Genomic DNA, 16,867 nt, shown 5'->3' with positions numbered 1-16,867 from the left:
GTGCGGGACAAACCGTACATATTTCTCCCGGGGGCTCGTATACATAGTACTACAATACGAGGGAAGCGATAAAGAGCGGCGCCCCTGCGGGAGGAATTGGCAAATATGATACCTGTTCATTTTCGAAAACCGTTGTGGAAGCTGCTTGCCGCGGGAGGACTAGCCATCGCCGTTACGGGGTGCAGCATCTCTGGCGTAGAAAAGACCGCCACAGATCCGATCGACGCGCCGCCTGCCGCCGTCGAAAATCAGATGCTCCAAGCCGCCGACGACGCCATGGCGCCGATGGGGAGCTCCGCGATCGCCGACGGTCTGACCGTGTATCTCAAGGACAGCAGAGGCTACGTCGCGCCGATGACGCTGGACCGGTCCAAGCAGGAAAGCGCGACCGGTCAGAACGCGCCGGAGATCGAAGCGCTGGCCTGGATGACGGCGGACGCCAAGCTTGCGGGGCAGCTCCCCCCTGGCTTCACGCCCGTGCTGCCCAAAGGGACGGTCGTCTCCAAGGTCGTCAAAAATCCCGAAGCCGGCTCGGTCACCGTCGACTTCGCGAAGCCGCTGTCCGGCATCCCGGCATCGGACGAGCGCAAGGCGCTTGAAGCCATCGTCTGGACGATGACGGAGCTGCCGGGCATCGACAAGGTGCATCTCACCGTCGCCGGGCAGGACATGACCGAGCTGCCGGCTTCCGGCTTGCCGGTTCCAGCCGTGCTCACGCGCAATATCGGCATTAACCTGGAGCGCTCGCCGCAGGTCAAAGTAAGCGATTCGATGGCCGTGACGCTTTATTTCTCCGCCAAAAACGAGCAGGGAGACGGTTACTTCGTACCTGTGACGCGTCTGATCGCGCGGCAAAGCGACCGCGCCCGCGCCGCGCTGGGCGAGCTGATCAAGGGGCCGCAGGATACGAAAAGCCTCGAGGCCGTCATGCTCGCGAATACGACGGTAGAGGAGCTTGCCCTGAAGTCGGATACCGTGCAGGTCAAGCTGCAGGAGCAGGACTGGGCGGCGGGCATGCCGATGCCGGCCGAGATGATGGAAGGCTTGGTGCTGACCTTGACCGAGGCGACCGGCGCGCCGAAGGTCGCGGTCGCCGTCAACGGCAGCACCAAGCTGACCGGAGCCGATAGCGAGACGTATGAGCAGCCGGTGCAGCGCCCGGCGCAGATTAACGCCTATACCGGCTGAGCCGGCTGCGGGCGCATTGCGCGAGCCGCTAACGGATCAAACCGGATCCCTGGATCGATACGTTGGCGTGCACCTCGAACCGTATTTCCGGGTAAAGACGCTTCCATTTTTCCCATCGGCCCTTCGCGTTATGATGGTCCGCCAGGTAATGAAGGCCAAAGCCGTAAGGATCGACGCCGGCGTCGCGAATCTTGTACAGCAGTTTTTCAGCCTCCTCCGAAAAGTGTCTGCCCATTTTTCGTTCGAGCCCTCTCCAATCTTTTTCCAGAAGATGGGGAGGGCTTTGCTCGAGGAAGCCCTCGATGCGCACGTTTACGACGGCGGTGGGGTCCTCACCGCCTTTTAAATTGATCTTGGATGTCGTATGCGTCGCTGCGAGCACGATATTAAGCGGTTTATCCGGCAGCACGAGGATCGTATTGTCTACGCCGAAGGCCATCATATTGAACAAGAGCGTCTCGTCCGGATCCAGGAAGAGGCGCGTTTTTTGTTTGTCCAGCATGGCTGCGCGGTCGATCCTGTAAGCGTCCCTAAATAGACTGGCAACGGGCAGCACGGGATCCAGCCCGGTTTCGTACACCCGGCGGTACAGATCGAACAAATACGTCGTAACCGTGTTGGCGGACTCCGTTCCTTCGTTGCCGAAGGATAGAAACAAGGAGTTGCCGGGGTACCGTTCCGACTTGGGCTTCAAATTGACGACGGAATAGGCGTCCGGATCGCCGATCATGACGTTCGAGACGCTCTGGATATCGCGGCGGCGGGACAGCCATTGCATGGAATTGTCGATGCCGTCTTTCTCGATCAGCTTGCGTCCGAGAATGAACTCGCGGCAATGACCGAATTCAAGCTCTTTATCTACGGTCGATTTCAAATGCCGGACGGCTTCGGCGATTGACGCCGCGTCCACCGTCTGCACGACGGACATGGCGCCGCCCTCTTCGACCTTGGAGGAAGGGAGAGCCAGCCGGAGCGACACCCGGTAGGGTGCGGCCGGATTGTCCGAGTAGTCGAAACCTGCGGAAACGACAAAGTACCGCTTGTCGATGTCCTTCAACTGGCAGCCGCTCAGCATCAGGAGCAGTGTCAGACATAGGCAGCGCAGCAGCGTTCGACGGAGAATCATCGGCTTGCACCGCCGCTCTGCCGGGTCCTCGGCTCGCCGCTCTGCTTCATATATCCTTTTTTCTTCATGAAGAGAAAGACGAGCAGGATCACGATCAAGACGGACTCGATGATAAACCTGGAGACCAGCCACATCTCGGCGGCCACGCGATTGAAGATGTCATTGGTAAAATACGCGTAAACGAACGTCAGCCCTGCCAACACGCCGCATACCCACCAATTGATGGCCGGCACTTTGTCTTCGTCCGTCAGCGGCTTATACCTTTTGAAGCATGCTTTAAAAAACTCCATGCCCGTATGCCAAGTGTTCATGACGAATACGAGCGACAGGAACGTATAGAGCAGCAGGAAAAGGTAAAGCACCCGCTGGATAAAACCGTATTTCATCATCAGGCTGTCGGTCGTAACGCTCCATACGTACAAGTAGTTTCCGACCGCCTGGGTGCCGTGGAAGCCGATCGGCACGAAAAAGGAGACGAGCAAAAAAAAGGCGCCGACGAACGGAATGATCCATCTGAACCTGAATTTGAGATCGCTCGGATTAAGCCGGTTAAACAGCGTGATGTTCATATGGCCGGAAAAAACGAAGGAAGATGCGAAAATGCAGGTCATCGACGGCGGCTTGCGAATGCCGGAATCGGCGATGAGCCGGATGGCGTCCCAATCCAGCCAGTTGCTGAGCAGCGCCTTGAACAGGATCCACAAGATGATCGGCGTGCTGACGATGAGCAGCACCTCGTGCGTGAACTGGACCGATCGGGACGTGCGGGAAGCGGCCCACAGCGAGGCTGCCGCCATGATCGCCAGGTTTAAATAGGAGCTGGCCTCCGGATCGAAAAAGATGCCGACCGTATTCGAATAGGAAAACAAGACGATGATACCCGCGACGCACCAGATTACGACGCCGATCAAGTTTAAGCAGTTGGCGAGCCAGCCGGGCAAAAAGAGCTTGTAGATCTCGGGCAGGCCAAGTCCGGGGAAGCGTTGGAAAACGGAGGAAGTCACATAGCTGTATAGCGTGCCGAGCGCAATGGCGATCGGAAAAGCGGATACGGCCCCGTCGAACCGGTGGCTGATCAGCACGTAAGGGACCAGCACCATGATATTCATCATGCCGACATAAAAAATATGATAGTAGTAATAGCGGATCATAGGCAACGCCTCCTTTTTTCGCGCTTATTGTACTTTGTCGCTGGCTTTGCCCGGCTTGCTCTGGAACAGGGCAAAGTAAGGCTCGCCGAAGCTGCGCATATTGCACAAATACACGACGAGCATGAAGATGCCGACTACGACGCCGACGAGACCCGCGAATATGGCTACGATCACGAAGGCGTACTTCAAAATGCGGATAAAATAGCTGAACGTGGAATTGGGAATGACGAAGTTGGAGATGGCGACGACCGACGTGACGATGATCATGATGCTGCTGACCAGTCCCGCTTGCTGGGCGGCTTGTCCGAGAATGAGACCGCCGACCGTCGCGGCCGTCGAGCCGACCGATCTGGGCAGCCGGAGGCTGGCCTCGATGAGCGCCTCGATCATGAACAGCATGAGCAGCACCTCGATGAAGGACGGATAGGGCACGGCCGCGCGGCTCCCGTCGATCGTGAAGGCGAGCTGGACCCGGAAGACTTCCGGATTGTAGGACACGATCGAGATATAAAGCGCCGGCAGCAGAAGCGTGAGCATCATCGAGATGTAACGCAGGCCGATGAGGAACCGGCTCATCCAGGAGGGCTCGTAGTGGTCGTCCATCGCATACATGAAGTCGAAGAAGTGGACGGGCAGCAAGATGGCGAACCTGCTGCCGTCCAACAGGACGGCGATTTTTCCTTTGTTCAAATGGATGCTGAGGCGGTCGGGCCGCTCGGTGAGCTGCGTAATCGGGAACAAGCGATACCTGGCCTGAGAGATCTGCTTGGCCAGCTGTCCGGCGGACATGAGCAGTCCGCTATCCAGATTGTTAAGCCTTTTGCGCACCTCTTCGAGCGTCGTTTCGTTGCGCTTGGCTCGGTCGTAGAGCAAGACGATTTTGGATTTGGACTGATTTTTCGGCTCGATATTTTCCACCGAGAGCTCGGGAACGTTGTACAGGTTGCGGATGAGCGTCAGATTAAGATCGAGATTTTCGGTAAAAGCGGACTGCGGACCTTGCAAAGACGCCTCCACCTGCGTCTGGTCCGGCTGGGTTTGCATGCGCCGGATCGCCTGGAATACGAAGACTTCACCTTCGTACTCCAGAACGACGTAGCCCTTGAGCAGGTACTCGACCCAATGCTCGGGGGGGACGTCCTTCATGAATCCGATGCTTGTATGCAGCATTCTGCGGAATTCGTCCGGGTCGAACCGGTAAGAGAACGGTATGACGATGGCATCCTTCAGTTGGTCCATATCGCACATGCCCGGGAAAAAGCCGATTTGCATTTTGGTATAGCCGTTGTCCATCGTGTCGGCCGTAAAATCGGAAGGCGTACCGAGAATATCCTTTACCTTTTCGAGCATGGCGGGACCTCCTTTCATTTCCAATCCCGGATAGGTTGCCCTGAATTCGCAGACTCATTCGTCGCGAGGGCGAGGCAATCATTCCGGGTCCGATGATGCTTTTGGCCGTGCACTCTGGTAAAATGGGATGGATTTGTCGGGGGGACGCTTGTCCCGTCGCTTTAGAGCTCAAGGAGGAATGGCAATCATGAGATCGGACGGAAGAGATCCCGGCGAGCTGAGACCGATGGCCGTCGTGCTGAATCCGAACAAATACGCCGAAGGCTCGGTGCAGATCGAGATGGGCGATACGAAGGTGCTCGTCACGGCCACGGTCGAGGAGAGGGTACCGCCGTTCCTGAAAGGGCAGGGCAAAGGCTGGGTAACGGCCGAATACGCGATGCTGCCGAGAGCGACGCATTCGCGGAATCAGCGGGAATCGGTGAAGGGCAAGCAGGTCGGGCGCACGATGGAAATCCAGCGGTTGATCGGGCGGGCGCTGCGCTCCGTCGTCAGTCTGGAAGCGCTCGGAGAGCGCACCATCACGCTGGACTGCGACGTGCTGCAGGCGGACGGGGGCACGCGGACGACCTCGATTACGGGCGCGTTCATCGCGCTAGCGCTCGCCGTTCACAAGCTGGCGGGCACGAACGCGTTCGCGAAATATCCGTTGACCGACTATTTGGCTTCGGTCAGCGTAGGCGTCCTGGGAGAAGCCGCGCTGCTTGACCTGAACTATGCGGAGGACTCCAAGGCGAAGGTGGACATGAACGTCGTCATGACGGGAGCCGGCGCGTTCGTCGAAGTCCAGGGCACGGGCGAAGAGCAGCCGTTCTCGCGAACGGAGCTGGACGGCATGCTGGCGCTGGCGGAGTCGGGCATCGCGAGGCTGATCGAGCTGCAAAAGCAGGCGCTTGGCGAAGCGGGCGCGCGGATCGGCACGGTGCGGACATGAGGCTCGAGCCGGGGGATACGCTGCTCGTCGCGACGCGCAACAAAGGAAAGACGGCCGAGTTCAGGGCGGCCTTCGCCGCGCTTGGCGTAAAGGTGGCCGACTTGACCGAATTCGAAGGCGGGCGGGATATTCCGGATATTGTCGAGGACGGCGATACGTTCGAGGCCAACGCCACGATCAAGGCAAGGACGGTATCGCTCGCGACGGGGCTGCCTGCGCTCGCGGACGACTCGGGCCTGTGCGTCGACGCGCTGGGCGGCGTGCCCGGCGTCTACTCGGCCCGCTACGCGGGCGAAGGCGCGACCGATGCGGACAACAACGCGAAGCTGGTTCGCGAGCTGCGCGCCGCCGGTGCATCCGTGCCGGCGGGTGAGGCGGGCGGCGCGGAGGACGCGCTGAGCGCCGCGCGCTTCGTGAGCTGCCTTGTTCTCTACAAGCCCGGCGGACAAACGCTGAGCGCGGAGGGGGCGGTCGAAGGCATCGTTACCGGTGCGCCTCGCGGCGCGGGCGGCTTCGGATACGACCCGCTCTTCTGGCTCCCGTCGCACGGAAGAGCGATGGCGGAGCTGAGCGTTGGCGAGAAAAACGCGATCAGCCACCGCGGCGTAGCGCTGGCAAAGCTGCTTCGCCTCCTGGGCGCGCCTCAAGCGTAGCGCTGAGCCTTTCGGGCTTGCCTTGACAGGCGGCTGACGGGGTGCGGCTTCGAGGCTTCGTTTTCGTTTTTTCAGATCCGCTTAAAACATCAAAAGGGATGAGGCAGCGTCATTTCTGCTTCATCCCTTTTTCCTTTTTGCGATTCGCGACAGTGAGCGCATCTTCGGCATGCCGGAGCATTTCGGTGGCCGGCGGCCCTTCTTTTCGGCATGTCGGAGCTTTTCGCTGGCTTGCGGCCCCAAAACCTGCATTTATACATGTATTTTCTACCGAACAACAGCACCAGAGGAAATGCCTGCAAATATGCAGGTAAATGCAGCGCAATAGCCGGAAAACCGGCTAATGGAGCAAAATAACTGCGCTTTTGCATCTATCCGGTTTAAAGGGGCCGACATCGGCAGAAATAGATGCATATTTGCAGGCATTGCGGAAAAGGAACAACGCGGGTGACGGTACGCGGGCCTAACAAGCCAAATTCGTTACACGAGCCGGACTTTATATTCCCGCAGCCAGTAATCGACCTGCAGCAGATAGGCGAACAGCTGCGGGCCGCTCATGAGCTGTCCGAACCAGGGCAGATTCGTGCTGGCATCGGCCGTCTCGGCGATCTGACGGACCTTCTTCCCGTCGATCAGCTGCAGCAGCGGAGACGAGGTATCGTCGAGGCGCTCCAGCAGGCGCGTTTTGACCGCGGACAGGTAATTCGGATTATGCGTCTTCGGATAAGGGCTCTTTTTGCGATACAGCACGTCGTGCGGGAGTACGCCCTCGAGCGACTTGCGAAGGATACCCTTTTCACGGTCGCCGGCCTGCTTGATTTTCCACGGGACGTTAAATACGTAATCGACCAGGCGGTGATCGCAGTAAGGCACCCGCACTTCGAGCCCTGCGGCCATGCTCATCCGGTCCTTGCGGTCCAGCAAGGTAGGCATAAATCGGGTGATGTTCAGGTACGACATGCGGCGCATAAGGCGCTGCTCCTCGTTTTCGCCGGGCAGCGCCGGCACCTCGCTTACGGCCTGGGCATAGCGGTCGGCTACGTATTCCCGCGGCCGGACCGTCTCGAGAACACCGGGCGACAGAATGCTCTCCCGGAGATCCACGGACAGCGACCATGGGAACGTGCCCGCTTCCAGCGCTTCCTTGCGATGGAACCACGGATAGCCGCCGAACACTTCGTCCGCGGCTTCGCCGGAGACGGCGACGGTAGCGCCCTTCTTGATTTCCTTGCAAAACAGGTACAGGGAAGCGTCGATATCCGCCATCCCCGGATAGTCCTTGGCGCGGACGGCCGCCTCGAGCGCTTCGACGAGCTCGGGCGTGTCGAATTGAATGGGATGATGGACGGTGCCCAGATGCTCGACCATCCGTGCGATCCAGGGCGCGTCGGCGTTCGGCTGGAAGGCATGCGCTTTGAAATGCTTGTCGTTGTCGACGTAATCGACCGAATACGTATCGACGTTGCCCTGTCCCGTGCGGTTGTAATAAGCGACCGCAAGCGCGGTCAGGGCGCTGGAGTCAAGCCCGCCGGACAGGAGCGTGCACACGGGGACGTCGGAGGCGAGCTGGCGCTCGAGCGTGTCGGCCAGCAGCTCGCCGATGCGGGCGGCCGTCGTCTCTTCGTCGTCCTCGTGCTCGCGGCTTTCAAGCTGCCAGTACGTCCGGATGCGCAGGCCGTTGCGGTCGAAGACGAGCGTCTGTCCCGGCTTCAGCTCGGACAGTCCCCGCCAGATGCCGTGGCCCGGCGTCCTTGCGGGACCGAGCACGAACAGCTCGGCGAGGCCTTCGCCGCCAATCTCCGGCACTACGTCCGGATGCGCCAAAACGGCCTTCGGCTCCGAGCCGAACAGCAGCCGTCCTTCGTCCTGCCGGTAGAAAAACGGCTTGACCCCGAGACGGTCGCGCGCGGCGAACAGCGTCTGCTCGAGCGAGTGCCAGACGGCGAACGCAAAAATGCCGTTTAGCCGCTCCACGCAGGCCGGGCCCCATTCAATGTAGGCTTGCAGCAGCACTTCCGTATCGCAGCTCGTCTTGAACGCGTAGCCGAGGGAGAGCAGCTCCTTTTTGAGCTCGGGCGCGTTGTACAATTCTCCGTTATAAACAATGACGCAGTCGTGTTCGTCCGCTTCCTTCGACGGACGTACCATCGGCTGCGCGCCGTTCGCCGGATCCATGACGGACAGGCGCCTGTGTCCGAACGCGCAATGGCGGGAGAGCCACGTTCCCGAGGCGTCGGGGCCGCGCAGCTCCAGCGTTTCCGTCATGCGCTCGAGCACGTCGGCCTGTTGCGTCAAGTCCCGATTCCAATCGATCCAGCCTGTTATTCCGCACATGGCCTATCGCAACCTCCCCGCTGGTATTGCCTGGCTGCCTTATGAATGGGGCACAACCAATCATAAGATGTGTATGCGGATTTCAGAGTAAAATGTCTGTCCTTGCGGAAAAATTAAGAACGGACGTCCGAAAGGAGAGGAATGCGGCCATGTTGACGGTTAGGCACGCCGCTTTTCGAAGGGTGCTGGCGAGGGGCAGGCAGCTGTACGGCGAGGTAGAGGTGCATACCGACCTGGCGCGAGCGCCGCGGCTGCTGGCTTACTTCCGGAAGGAAGACGACGGCAGGCTGCAGCTCGTCCGCGTGATGAAGGAGGATTCCTTCCTGGAGCCGGATCTCATCGGCGTCGCCGACCTCCCCGTCTATGCCGCGACCGAGGACGTGACGGAGCAGCTGTTCAGCGGGCCCGACCATGCGGCAGGAGAAGACAGGCACATATTCGGCCGTCAGATCGTCGCCATCGGCGAGGTGCGGGAGGCGCTCGAGCAAGCGCTCGTCTGAGGCCGGTCAGTTTATGAATGAGAGGAGGGACCTGCATGCCTGGCAAAAGGAAAAAAAATAAAGGCAATAGCTACGCCGAGCGGGGCGAGGAATTCGCCGAAGCGGTAATCAAGTCGACGGAAGGCAACCATCCGGCGCAAAATGCGCCTGCGTCGCCACACAACCGATAATCTGAAAAATCGCGATGGAAGTCATGCAACCTGGCAGCCGCCCGCCTCGTCTTATTTTCCAAACGGGAAAATAAGGGAGTTTGGAAGTATGTGTGCGACCTCATTCGGACATCGAACAGCGCGGCGAGTCGCGATCGCCGCGCTGTTCGTCATGGCGCCGGCCTGGCTGAGCGCCTGCAATGCGAACGACAATGCGGAGAAGGCGTTGACGTCGCCGGCTTCCGCTTCATTCGAATCGGGGCCGGTCCATTCAGCCTCCGGCGCGTCGCGGAGGGTGACCTTTGACGACGAAGCCGGTAAAGCGGCCGTGTCGCTGCCGCTGGTCGGCGTGCCGACCGAATACGGCGTTGACGTGGACGGTTCGCCGCCCACGATATTGCCGGCGGCGGATCTGCCGGCCCAAGGTTTTGTCGTTCCGAAGAAGCTGGCTTCCAGGCTGGCCGTCTATTGGATGAATCTAGGCTACGAAGGCCGGGGATTCATGATGCTTGCGCCGAAGGGCTGGACGGTCACGGGGTCCGTCGGCGCAAACGGCTCGTTCGGCATGCACGCCGAAAATCCGGCGGATGCGGGGCAGTTCCTGGATACGATCGATACGGCGGGGAGCTGCCAAGGCTGCGCGATCGCCGATATCGGCGCCTACTTTCCCGAACTGGCCGAATGGGCGGAGGAACAGGGATTTCCTGCGGATAAACCGAAGGCGTACCTCTCCTCCAAGCCGGTCGGCGACCGGATGATCGAATTTACCGAGGCGCCGGGAAATGATCGGGGCGGATACGGCGTACTTGGAGCCGCTTACGAGGAGCACGAAGGAGGCAGCTTGTTCAGAACGGCCAGAACGGGGTACGCGGAGGCGGATCAAGCCGTCGCCGAGACGATGATCGCTTTTTACGAATGGATGTACGGCGATCGTTAAGGCGATTACTTGAGCGCGGTCAGGATGACGCCGACCGTGATCAGCCCGATGCCGATGCCGTTCAGCAGCGTGATTTTTTCCCCGAGGAAAAGAAACGCGAGCAGCGCGGCGATAACGACGCTAAGCTTGTCGACCGGGCCGACCTGCGCGACCTTGCCGTATTTGAGCGCGAGGAAATAGAACATCCAGGATACGGCGCCGGCCACGCCGCTGAGCGCAACGAAGGTTAACGCCTTTTTGTGCCCCCAGACCGTACCCAGCTCGGCCCATTTCCCTTGGACGACCACTACGCCGAGCATGAAGACGGCCATGATGACGGAGCGCACGGCCGTCGCCGCGTTCGAATCGATGTTCTGCAATCCGATCTTGCCGAAGACGGCGACGAGCGCAGCGGCCGCTGCCGATAACAATGCATAGATCAGCCAAATTCCCATTTGCTAAAAAACCTCCATATTTGATGGTATATACAACGCCGCCCGCGCCGTCACCGCAGCGCATGATCTTTGTTATAATATAAAGAAAGTGATTTTGAACGCTGGATCACGGCAGCATGGAGGCAGACGGCTTGGCACATTTATACTTCAAGTATGGCACAATGAACAGCGGAAAATCGATCGAAATCATCAAAGTCGCCCACAATTACGAAGAGCAAGGGAAGCGCGTGCTTCTTTTTACCCCCGCGATCGATACGCGCATCGGCGCCAACCTTGTCGGCTCGCGCACCGGCATGACGCGTCCCGCAATACCTGTGGCGGCGGATACCGATCTGTTCGAATTGGTGCGGCTGGAGCAGAGCGGCGGCGGGCAGCGCATCTCCTGCGTGCTGGTGGACGAGGCCCAATTTCTCAATAAGCGGCAGGTGCTGGAGCTCACGTGGATCGTCGACGAGCTCGACATTCCCGTGATGGCGTTCGGTCTCAAAAACGATTTTCGCAACGAGCTGTTCGAAGGCAGCTACAACCTGCTCGTCAACGCGGACAAGATCGAAGAAATCAAGACGATCTGCTGGCACTGCGACCGCAAGGCTACGATGGTGGTCCGGTCCGTCAATGGCGTGCCGGTCAGCGAGGGCGACCAGATCATGATCGGCGGCAACGACGATTACAAGCCGGTGTGCAGGAGCTGCTATCGCAAGACGTTTCAGGGCGGACTTTGAGACACTCAACTAAATATAACAGGCAAAACGGGATGGAGCAGAAGTGAATTCTGCTCCATCCCGTTTGCATTTGGTAGATAGTTGCTTGCTTGAGTTAGACAATTAGGACAGGAGAATAAATCCAGCCTACAGACCCGGGGGACAATCGTTCTATCGTGGATTGGCAGTACCAGTGTGCAATGAGACGCTGTACAGAGCTAAATGACCGGACTGTTTCAGCCTACTGTCCATTCCGCCGCAGCGCGTCCGATGCGACCGACAAGCCTGCATAGTCGCCGATCCGGTCGCCGAGCGCCGCAGGCAGGACGCTGCATACGGCGAGCGCATGCGTCAGCGCCTCCCGCCGTAAAGCGGACTGCATCGGCGGTTCGAGCAACGGGCGCAGCTTCGCGTAAATGCTGCCGATCACGATGCGCTCGGGATTGAACAGGTCGACGAGCACGGCAAGGCCTTGGCCCAGGCGGTCGCCGCAGATGCGCAGCGTCTCCAGCGCAGTCTGATCTCCGGCTTGGGCCGCTTCGCCGACGCGCTGTGCCGTGATGCCGCCGAGCTCGGAGACGGAGCCGCAATAGGCTGTCTTGCGGCCGCGCTGCAGCTGCTCAAGCGCCAGCGAAGCCGCAAGCTGGGCGATGCCGCCGCCGCTGCAGAAGCCTTCGAACGAGCCGAGCTTGCCGTAGCCGACCGGACCGAATTCGGACAACCGGATATGTCCGGCTTCTCCGGCCATGCCGTTCGCGCCGGCATAAAGCCTGCCGTTCAGGATCAGTCCGGCGCCCAGGCCCGTGCCGAAGGTCAGGAAAACCATATGGTCCGTACCTCGGCCCGCTCCCCATTGCCATTCCGCCAGCGCGCAGGCGTTGGCATCGTTTTGCAGCGCGACCGGCACGTTATGCCGCTCCCGGACGGCGCCGACGATGTCGACCAGGTCCCAGCCGGGCAGATTGGGCGGAGAGAGGATCAGGCCGCGGCCCGCATCGAGCGGACCGCCGCAGCTGATGCCGACGGTGTCCGCCGTGGCGGCGCCGGCTGCCGCCAATAGCGACTCCAGCCGGTCAAGCAGGCTGCCGATCATCCGGTCCGGCGTGCCGGAGGTAGGCAGCATATGCTTGCCGACGATCTCGATGCCGTCCGCCGTCGGTCGTCCGAGGCTGACGGCGCACTTCGTGCCGCCGATATCAATGCCTGCGAGCAGCTTCATGAAGCGAACAACGCCTCCTCGATCGCGATGCACAGCGCATGATAGATCGGCAGATGGCGCTCCTGAACGTCCGGCGTCGTATCGGCCGGGACAGCGATGGCGGCTTCGCACAGCGATGCGAGCCTGCCGCCGGAACGGCCCGTCATGCCGATGACCGGGATGCCGGCGGCTTTGGCGGCCTGGGCCGCTCGCACGACGTTGGCGGAGTTGCCCGACGTACTGATCGCGATCAGCGCGTCGCCGCCTCTCGCGTAGCCGAGCACCTGCTGCGCATAGACGAGCTCGGCGTCCATATCGTTGGCGACCGCGGTGCACAGCGCCGCGTGCGCGGAGAGCGAGATCGCAGGGAGCGATGCCTGCAGCCGCTCGGCGAGACGGCGGCCTTCGCCTGGCAGCGCGGCTTCGAAGCGCGCGCATTCGTCGGCCGGGATCGGCCTTTTTTTCATAAAGCCCTTCATTAATTCACCGACGATATGGTCGCAGTCGGCCGCGCTGCCGCCGTTGCCGCATAGCAGCAGCTTGCCGCCGCCGCGGTAGACGGTCAGACAGATGCGAAGCGCGGCGTCGAGCTCGGCTTCAAGTGCGCGAAGCTCGGGATAACGAGAATATAAATGATGCCAGACAGTCATAGGGAGGCCTCCGCCGCTAAAAGAATGATGATGGATTCCTTCCGAGTGTAGCGGGGAAGCCGGCGCCTCTTCTTGTCTTATTATCCTGCGGATTGCACTTTTTTCGGAAAGTTTACGGATGATCGTCCTGCGTCTGATTGGCGTCCTCCATCGGACTCGCGTCCTGCGCCAGGCTGCCGTCCCGCTTGCGTGACGCATTCGGGGATATGCCGCGGTATTGCTTGTACACCCGGATAAAATAGGCGAGCGAGCCGAAGCCGGCACTGTAGGCGATCTCCGTGATCGGCAGGGAGGAACCGGCAAGCAGCCGGTCCGCGTAGGACACGCGGAGCCGCTGTACGTATGCGCTGAACGTCTCGCCCGTCCAATCCTTGAACTTCTCGCTGAAATAGCCGGGGGACAGGTGCAGCTGCGCCGCCGCGTCGGCGAGGCTGAGAGACTCCCGGTAATGAAGATGAATATAACGCAGCGCTCTTCTGACCTCGTGCTCCCGAACGCTTGATCGCGCCGTGCCGCTTCCGTCCTTGGCGCGTTCGCTCGCGCGCAGCAGATCGATCACGATTCTGCCAAGGGTGTAACGCATCGCGGCTGTCCGGGCCGGCGCCGTCCGCTCCGTCTCCTGGCGCAGTCGCGCCAGCTCGGCCTCGAGCGTTGAAGTCGCTTCGTCGCCGAGCTGCACGGCTAGCGGCCCGGGCGCTTCCAGCAGCAGGCCGAGCAGCTCGTCGTCCAGCAGCGTTCCCGAAAACTTGCAGTTTACGAGTCGTAAGGCGCTCCCCGGCGCCATTGCGACCTCATGGGCATCCGCAGGCGACAGCAACGAAAAGGTTCCCCGCGAGAGCGTCATCCCGGCGCCGTTGATGCGCTGGCTGCCTGCGCCAGACAGGATCAGCTCCATCTCGTAAAAGTCGTGCGCATGAAGCTCCCAGTTGCGGACGATCTCGTATTCCGACACGGCCAAAGCTTCGCCGTGGTTCAGAAAATCGGCTGCGCTGAGCCGTTCGAGCCACTTTCTGGACAAGGCCTTCTCCTCCTGCGTGCAAGCGTTTCCTCTCCCAACTATACTACGAACGACCGCGATGCGGAATTTTAAAAACCGAAAATAGTGCAACTTTTCCAGCTGGCCGCGAAGCCTGTCATTCTCGCCGGGATGTACAATTTTGTCGTAACGCATCTTGCCGGAGGAGGCTGTGAAATGAAGATCGTTCAACTGAATGCCGATTGGAAGCTGTACCCGCTCCCGCCGGGCTCGCCTGGGATCGGGACGCCTGCTGAGCTGCCCGGGAGCGGCATCGCGCCGGTGCCCGCGGCGGTGCCGGGCAACGTCGAGCTGGATCTGCAGGCGGCGGGACTGCTGCCGGAGGATCTCTTCTACTCGGACCGGCTGCGCGAGGTGCGCAAGCTGGAGCTTTACGACTGGTGGTACGTCGGCACGTTCGAGACGCCACTGGAAGCGACGGATCTGCCTGCGTCGCTCAGGTTCAACGGCGTCGACTGCCTGGCGCAGTATTGGCTGAACGGAGCGCCGCTCGGCGCAAGCGACAATATGCTGATCGAAGCCTCGTTCGAGGTCGGCGGAAGGCTGCGGGCAAGCGGGCTCAACGAGCTGGCCGTGCGCCTCTCTTCGCCGCTGCTGCATGCGCTGGAACAGACGTACGGACCCGGTATGGCCGCGCAGCCGACGAACTGGGAGCGGCTGCACGTGCGAAAGGCGGGCCATATGTATGGCTGGGACATTATGCCGCGGGCGTTGTCGGCCGGCATCTGGCGAGGTATCGAGCTTGTCGTGCGGGAAGGGGAAGCGGAGTTCGACGAACTTTACTTTTACACCCGGGCGCTGTCCGCCGATCGGGAGCGTGCGGAGGTCGGCGTTTATTATCGGTTGAAGGGGGGGCCTGGGTTGTTCGTCGCCGGCGATCTGCGACTGAAGGTGTCGGGCGTTTGCGGGGACGCGGCGTTCGAGAGCGAGCATATCGTCGCTTTTGCCGCAGGCAGAGCCGACTTCGCCGTCGCCTCGCCGCAGCTCTGGTGGCCCGCCGGCTATGGCGAGGCACGTCTGTACGCGTTGACCGTCACCTTGACGCAGGCAGGGCGCGTCGTCGCAGCGCGGACCGAGCGGGTCGGCATCCGTCTCGCGAAGCTGCTGCGCAGCGAGGTGACGACGCCTGAAGAGCCGGGACAATTTTTGCTGAAAATTAATGGCGAGCCGATTATGGTAAAAGGATCGAATTGGGTGCCGCTGGACGTTTTCCACAGCCGCGATGCGGCCAAGTACGAGACGGCCGTCGACTTGCTGACCGATCTCGGCTGCAATATGGTGCGCTGCTGGGGCGGAGGCGTTTATGAGGACGACGCTTTTTTCAAGCTTTGCGACGAGCGCGGTCTCATGGTGTGGCAGGACTTCGCGATGGCTTGCGAGGTGCCGCCCCAGTCGGCCGACTTTGCCGGCAAGCTGGAGCGAGAGGCGGCCGCCGTCGTCGTTCGGCTGCGGAATCGGCCATCGCTCGTGCTCTGGTGCGGGGACAACGAATGCGACGAGGCGTACGGCTGGCATGGGCTCGGCGATCCCGGCGCGAACCGGTTGACGCGCGAGCTGCTGCCGGCCTCGCTGCGCCTGCACGATCCGTTTCGCGACTATCTGCCGAGCTCGCCGTACCTGGCGCCGAGAACCGTAGCCGCCGGCGATCCGCGGCTTGCGCCGGAGCGTCATGTGTGGGGGCCGCGCAACTTTTTCCGCAGCCGCTATTACGAGACGAACGAGCCGCATTTTATTAGCGAGATCGGCTTTCAGGGCATGCCGAACTTGTCTTCGATGCGCCGCTTCCTGCCGCCCGAACGGCTCTGGCCATGGCGGGACAACGCGGACTGGATCGCGCATTGCACCGACGCGACGGGTCCGGACGGTCCTTATGCGTACCGGGTCGGATTGATCGCCGACGAGATCGCGGAGATGTTCGGGCGCATACCGGACGATATCGGCGACTTTATCGCGGGCTCCCAGATTCAGCAGGCGGAGGCGCTCAAGCATTTCATCGAGCTGACCCGGCTGCGGAAGTGGCGCCGCAGCGGCATTATATGGTGGAATCTGCTCGACGGCTGGCCCCAGTTTTCGGATGCGGTCGTCGATTATTACTTGTCCAAGAAGCTTGCTTACTATTATATAAGGCGCTCGCAGCGTCCGGTATGCCTCATGATCGACAACCCGGAGCAGTGGCGGGTCAGGCTCGTCGCGGGCAACGATTCGCTTGCGGCGGCGGAAGGCGATTATCGGGTGCGGGACGGGGAAAGCGGAGAAACGCTGCTAGAGGGGCGGTTCTGCGCGAAGGCGAACGAAAACGCGGAGCTGGGCAGCATTCGCCTGACGTTCGGCGAACAACGCCTGCTGCTGATCGAGTGGACGATGGACGGCCGCAAATACGGCAATCATTACGTGCACGGTTATCCGGTTTTCTCGCTCGACGCCTACAAGGGGTGGCTTGCGAAGATCGCTGCGCTCGAGGGCGAGTTCGACGCGGCCGCGCTCGGCGAATAGCGGATTTCTGGCGCGTTTTTGCACCTGCGCTCG

Annotated in this window: 16 protein-coding genes; 8 read left to right on the top strand and 8 right to left on the bottom strand. The window is 60.9% G+C overall.

Annotation, left to right across the window (positions count from 1 at the left end; translation table 11 throughout):
• The first annotated feature begins 105 nt into the window (after window positions 1–105).
• Window positions 106–1,188, top strand: a complete 1,083-nt coding sequence (locus tag ACFOTD_RS03845) for a GerMN domain-containing protein (RefSeq protein WP_378115910.1) — start codon at window positions 106–108, stop codon at window positions 1,186–1,188.
• 28 nt (window positions 1,189–1,216) lie between these two features.
• Here ACFOTD_RS03845 and ACFOTD_RS03840 read toward each other — a convergent pair whose 3' ends face one another.
• Genes ACFOTD_RS03840 through ACFOTD_RS03830 form a run of 3 tightly spaced genes read right to left on the bottom strand, consistent with a single transcriptional unit; the run spans window position 1,217 to window position 4,815 of the window.
• The gene (locus tag ACFOTD_RS03840) at window positions 1,217–2,314 is read right to left on the bottom strand and encodes a Ger(x)C family spore germination protein (protein WP_378115908.1); all 1,098 of its coding nucleotides are present in this window, start codon (window positions 2,312–2,314) and stop codon (window positions 1,217–1,219) included.
• Complete coding sequence (locus ACFOTD_RS03835) at window positions 2,311–3,465, bottom strand: hypothetical protein (protein WP_378115906.1); 1,155 nt, start codon at window positions 3,463–3,465, stop codon at window positions 2,311–2,313. Before ACFOTD_RS03835 ends, ACFOTD_RS03840 begins: the two co-directional genes overlap by 4 nt.
• 24 nt (window positions 3,466–3,489) lie before the next feature.
• Window positions 3,490–4,815 carry a spore germination protein gene (locus tag ACFOTD_RS03830; RefSeq protein WP_378115904.1) on the bottom strand — a complete coding sequence of 442 codons (1,326 nt, stop codon included), beginning with the start codon at window positions 4,813–4,815 and terminating at the stop codon, window positions 3,490–3,492.
• A 187-nt stretch (window positions 4,816–5,002) separates the two neighbouring features.
• Here ACFOTD_RS03830 and rph point away from each other — a divergent pair, with 187 nt between their 5' ends.
• A complete protein-coding gene (rph, locus tag ACFOTD_RS03825) occupies window positions 5,003–5,749 on the top strand; it encodes a ribonuclease PH (protein WP_378115902.1) in 747 nt (248 codons plus the stop codon).
• A complete protein-coding gene (rdgB, locus tag ACFOTD_RS03820) occupies window positions 5,746–6,402 on the top strand; it encodes an RdgB/HAM1 family non-canonical purine NTP pyrophosphatase (protein ID WP_378115900.1) in 657 nt (218 codons plus the stop codon). The genes rph and rdgB overlap by 4 nt, the downstream gene beginning before the upstream one ends.
• Before the next feature lie 480 nt (window positions 6,403–6,882).
• On the opposite strand, the gene asnB is transcribed toward rdgB, so the two are convergent.
• Complete coding sequence (asnB, locus tag ACFOTD_RS03815; protein WP_378115898.1) at window positions 6,883–8,736, bottom strand: asparagine synthase (glutamine-hydrolyzing); 1,854 nt, start codon at window positions 8,734–8,736, stop codon at window positions 6,883–6,885.
• Between the two features lie 149 nt (window positions 8,737–8,885).
• Between asnB and ACFOTD_RS03810 the strand changes: the two genes are divergently transcribed.
• From ACFOTD_RS03810 to ACFOTD_RS03800, 3 genes are all read left to right on the top strand, one after another.
• On the top strand, window positions 8,886–9,236 hold the full coding sequence (locus ACFOTD_RS03810) for a hypothetical protein (RefSeq protein ID WP_378115896.1): 351 nt from the start codon (window positions 8,886–8,888) through the stop codon (window positions 9,234–9,236).
• 35 nt (window positions 9,237–9,271) lie between these two features.
• Complete coding sequence (locus tag ACFOTD_RS03805) at window positions 9,272–9,406, top strand: hypothetical protein (protein ID WP_282907800.1); 135 nt, start codon at window positions 9,272–9,274, stop codon at window positions 9,404–9,406.
• 88 nt (window positions 9,407–9,494) lie between these two features.
• Window positions 9,495–10,322 (top strand): DUF4850 domain-containing protein, encoded by an 828-nt coding sequence (locus ACFOTD_RS03800; protein WP_378115894.1) that lies wholly within the window; start codon window positions 9,495–9,497, stop codon window positions 10,320–10,322.
• A 5-nt stretch (window positions 10,323–10,327) separates the two neighbouring features.
• Here ACFOTD_RS03800 and ACFOTD_RS03795 read toward each other — a convergent pair whose 3' ends face one another.
• Window positions 10,328–10,756 carry an EamA family transporter gene (locus ACFOTD_RS03795; protein WP_378115892.1) on the bottom strand — a complete coding sequence of 143 codons (429 nt, stop codon included), beginning with the start codon at window positions 10,754–10,756 and terminating at the stop codon, window positions 10,328–10,330.
• 131 nt (window positions 10,757–10,887) lie between these two features.
• On the opposite strand from ACFOTD_RS03795, the gene ACFOTD_RS03790 reads away from it, so the two are divergent.
• Window positions 10,888–11,478 (top strand): thymidine kinase, encoded by a 591-nt coding sequence (locus ACFOTD_RS03790; protein ID WP_378115890.1) that lies wholly within the window; start codon window positions 10,888–10,890, stop codon window positions 11,476–11,478.
• 220 nt (window positions 11,479–11,698) lie between these two features.
• Here the strand turns inward: ACFOTD_RS03790 and ACFOTD_RS03785 are convergent, their stop codons facing one another.
• The 3 genes from ACFOTD_RS03785 to ACFOTD_RS03775 all read right to left on the bottom strand — a co-directional run bounded on the left by ACFOTD_RS03785 (window position 11,699) and on the right by ACFOTD_RS03775 (window position 14,323).
• Entirely contained in the window at window positions 11,699–12,676 is a 978-nt protein-coding gene (locus ACFOTD_RS03785) for an ROK family protein (protein ID WP_378115888.1), read from the bottom strand.
• Window positions 12,673–13,305 carry a D-sedoheptulose-7-phosphate isomerase gene (locus tag ACFOTD_RS03780; RefSeq protein ID WP_378115886.1) on the bottom strand — a complete coding sequence of 211 codons (633 nt, stop codon included), beginning with the start codon at window positions 13,303–13,305 and terminating at the stop codon, window positions 12,673–12,675. The genes ACFOTD_RS03785 and ACFOTD_RS03780 overlap by 4 nt, the downstream gene beginning before the upstream one ends.
• Before the next feature lie 112 nt (window positions 13,306–13,417).
• A complete protein-coding gene (locus ACFOTD_RS03775) occupies window positions 13,418–14,323 on the bottom strand; it encodes a helix-turn-helix domain-containing protein (RefSeq protein ID WP_378115884.1) in 906 nt (301 codons plus the stop codon).
• A 174-nt stretch (window positions 14,324–14,497) separates the two neighbouring features.
• On the opposite strand from ACFOTD_RS03775, the gene ACFOTD_RS03770 reads away from it, so the two are divergent.
• The gene (locus ACFOTD_RS03770; RefSeq protein WP_378115882.1) at window positions 14,498–16,834 is read left to right on the top strand and encodes a glycoside hydrolase family 2 protein; all 2,337 of its coding nucleotides are present in this window, start codon (window positions 14,498–14,500) and stop codon (window positions 16,832–16,834) included.
• Window positions 16,835–16,867: the final 33 nt, after the last annotated feature.

The sequence above is a fragment of the Cohnella sp. GCM10012308 genome, assembly GCF_042649185.1.
Classification (GTDB): Bacteria; Bacillota; Bacilli; order Paenibacillales; family Paenibacillaceae; genus Cohnella.
The sequence above is the reverse complement of the archived record's forward strand: the minus strand, read 5'-3'. Positions and strand labels throughout refer to the sequence as shown.

Bases quoted from the DNA above. Each gene is read 5' to 3' on its own strand.
- ACFOTD_RS03830 (WP_378115904.1), bottom strand. From the start codon at position 4,815: ATGCTCGAAAAGGTAAAGGATATTCTCGGTACGCCTTCCGATTTTACG.
- rdgB (WP_378115900.1), top strand. From the start codon at position 5,746: ATGAGGCTCGAGCCGGGGGATACGCTGCTCGTCGCGACGCGCAACAAA.
- ACFOTD_RS03785 (WP_378115888.1), bottom strand. From the start codon at position 12,676: ATGAAGCTGCTCGCAGGCATTGATATCGGCGGCACGAAGTGCGCCGTC.
- ACFOTD_RS03835 (WP_378115906.1), bottom strand. From the start codon at position 3,465: ATGATCCGCTATTACTACTATCATATTTTTTATGTCGGCATGATGAAT.
- ACFOTD_RS03840 (WP_378115908.1), bottom strand. From the start codon at position 2,314: ATGATTCTCCGTCGAACGCTGCTGCGCTGCCTATGTCTGACACTGCTC.
- ACFOTD_RS03810 (WP_378115896.1), top strand. From the start codon at position 8,886: ATGTTGACGGTTAGGCACGCCGCTTTTCGAAGGGTGCTGGCGAGGGGC.
- ACFOTD_RS03780 (WP_378115886.1), bottom strand. From the start codon at position 13,305: ATGACTGTCTGGCATCATTTATATTCTCGTTATCCCGAGCTTCGCGCA.
- ACFOTD_RS03770 (WP_378115882.1), top strand. From the start codon at position 14,498: ATGAAGATCGTTCAACTGAATGCCGATTGGAAGCTGTACCCGCTCCCG.
- asnB (WP_378115898.1), bottom strand. From the start codon at position 8,736: ATGTGCGGAATAACAGGCTGGATCGATTGGAATCGGGACTTGACGCAA.
- ACFOTD_RS03805 (WP_282907800.1), top strand. From the start codon at position 9,272: ATGCCTGGCAAAAGGAAAAAAAATAAAGGCAATAGCTACGCCGAGCGG.
- ACFOTD_RS03795 (WP_378115892.1), bottom strand. From the start codon at position 10,756: ATGGGAATTTGGCTGATCTATGCATTGTTATCGGCAGCGGCCGCTGCG.
- ACFOTD_RS03845 (WP_378115910.1), top strand. From the start codon at position 106: ATGATACCTGTTCATTTTCGAAAACCGTTGTGGAAGCTGCTTGCCGCG.
- ACFOTD_RS03800 (WP_378115894.1), top strand. From the start codon at position 9,495: ATGTGTGCGACCTCATTCGGACATCGAACAGCGCGGCGAGTCGCGATC.
- rph (WP_378115902.1), top strand. From the start codon at position 5,003: ATGAGATCGGACGGAAGAGATCCCGGCGAGCTGAGACCGATGGCCGTC.